The organism is Pectobacterium brasiliense (assembly GCF_013449685.1).
GTDB lineage: Bacteria > Pseudomonadota > Gammaproteobacteria > Enterobacterales > Enterobacteriaceae > Pectobacterium > Pectobacterium brasiliense_A.
Genome location: NZ_JACDSF010000071.1, coordinates 3,212 through 5,158 on the forward strand (window position 1 = coordinate 3,212; position 1,947 = coordinate 5,158).

At 41.3% G+C, this 1,947-nt stretch carries 2 protein-coding genes and 1 pseudogene; 2 read left to right on the forward strand and 1 reads right to left on the reverse strand.

Annotated elements, in window-relative coordinates; translation table 11 throughout:
* Nucleotides 1-718 precede the first annotated feature (718 nt).
* Both H0248_RS20575 and H0248_RS20580 read left to right on the forward strand, forming a co-directional pair.
* Nucleotides 719-1,195, forward strand: coding sequence for a hypothetical protein (locus H0248_RS20575; protein WP_094430134.1), 477 nt, complete (start codon nt 719-721; stop codon nt 1,193-1,195).
* Nucleotides 1,196-1,304: 109 nt separating this feature from the next.
* On the forward strand, nt 1,305-1,604 hold the full coding sequence (locus tag H0248_RS20580; RefSeq protein WP_240346005.1) for a hypothetical protein: 300 nt from the start codon (nt 1,305-1,307) through the stop codon (nt 1,602-1,604).
* A gap of 64 nt (nt 1,605-1,668) precedes the next feature.
* Here the strand turns inward: H0248_RS20580 and H0248_RS20585 are convergent.
* Nucleotides 1,669-1,893: pseudogene (locus tag H0248_RS20585) on the reverse strand (SymE family type I addiction module toxin).
* Between the last annotated feature and the right edge of the window lie 54 nt (nt 1,894-1,947).

Below are 1,947 nucleotides of genomic sequence, written 5' to 3' on the forward strand. Positions count from 1 at the left end.
GGAAACGACTAATGGCAGCGGCTGACGCCGCTGCTATGATGTGGCTTATGCAGACAGGGAAGTCACAGCGTGGCGGTAGCGTGTCTGCGGGCAAAAGTGCGCGTCGGGGTGTTCGGGTTAAAACGTTGTTAAGCTGGCAAAAAACGCGACTTAAAAAGGCCGTTGCTTCAATAGGTTAAGTGCGATAAAAAGTACGACTGCACCGGAGTTGTCCCTATGACCCGATAGGTTTACTTGGGGGAAATAGACCTCAGGCGTATGTTTCCAATCCTCTAGAGTTCTGTGATCCTCTGGGACTGGATAAAAAAGGGCCAGCAGCAATGGGGCCTCATGGGACGCTGAAAAAGGATCCCAGCCCTGGACAGTCCCACCATTTAAACCAAGACGCAGCATATAGAGATGTTATTCCAAGAGAGAAAGGTGCGGCTATTAAGCTGGAAGGTAATGCGTTTACAGAGCCGGGAACGCCTCACTATGAAGCCCATAGCTCAATGGAGAAATTCTGGGATCAATATAGGCGGGGTGGGGAACTTAATGGCCAGCGACCTACTAATACGAAATATACTCAAGCATTGAAAAGATCTTTGGAGGCTGCTGGGTTACCTGCAAATGAGGTAAATCAGGCAGTAAGGTATAGTATACAAAATAGAGTTCAGCATGGTGCTCTTGGCGGTATGAAGGTACCTAGGATCCCCGGAAGAATTAATCAGGTTAAACCATGAAGATATCTAATGATGCTGTTGATAGACTGCTTAAAATAGATTGGTTTGCTAATGTTGGCAACCAATGCCTTATTCCTAATGTCAAAGTTGCTGCCTCTTTGAATGATGCTAATTTTTCTTTGAGTAGCCCTGATTGGGAAAATGTTACTCTGGAAGAGTCCAATGAAATATCAGGATATCTTGCAGTTAAACACACTGTTATTTTTCAATATTGGAACGACTTAGCGCAAGAAGCTAAGTCTTTTTTGAAAGGTAAGTTGTTAAAACAAATACCTCATTTGAATGGTTTTGACAATGTCCTACTTTTGCAATGTATTGAATGGGATGTTGTTAGCTACTTAATTGAAGATGCATATAAAGATAAAATTAAAAAACCGCTATTTTTTGATTCTTTGATTCACATCTATGAATCAGGTCATATACCCTGTGGTTGGGATGGTGTGTGGCCTAATGGTAAATTAGTGGTTTATTGATATGTAAAAATAGCCGAAAGAGATCTTACGATCTTTTCGGTTTTTTAATGTTACGTTCTGATTATTAAAATGGTGAGGCTGGCTGGTTATTGCTGGAAGTGGTTCTTTCATGAATGACGAATTTAATATCATGAATATAAAAGAAATAGGTAATAAGATATGTGACCATCTTATTTTATCTTCTCATCAAAAAGAAGCGTTGGAAATCGACGGTCTTTTAAAAAAGATCTTTAATGAAACCAATGATCCCATTGAGAAGAAAACAGTCATCTATAATTTATTATTGCGTTGTCACCCTAAGTGGCTAGGTGATTATTATGTTGAAGGTGTCACTTATCAAGATTGGACTAATTTAATATCAAGGTTCGATCGTTCGCTTAATAAATTTAAGAAGAAGTTGAAAGATTAATAAAAATGCCGGAAGTGATCACATTATCCTTCCGGCTTTATTATTTTTAGCGGTTAGTCAGCCGCTACAGATTAATCTGCGTCTCAATAATAATCCTGCCCCGCTCCACCGTGACGGTAACGGGCATCCCGGTGATAAAGCCACACTCTTCCAGCCAGCGGCCTTTAAGGTTGATGGCCTAGGGCGGGTTGGGTCTGCCATTATGCGAAGCATATCCCACGGTATAGTAACGCTCTGTTTTGGTTGCTTTATTAACGGTGACGCCTGACTTAGAATGTGCCTTAGCCATAGTAACTACCTCGTTTAGTTGCTTGTGGTTAGCGGCGGCAATGAGGTCTGAACT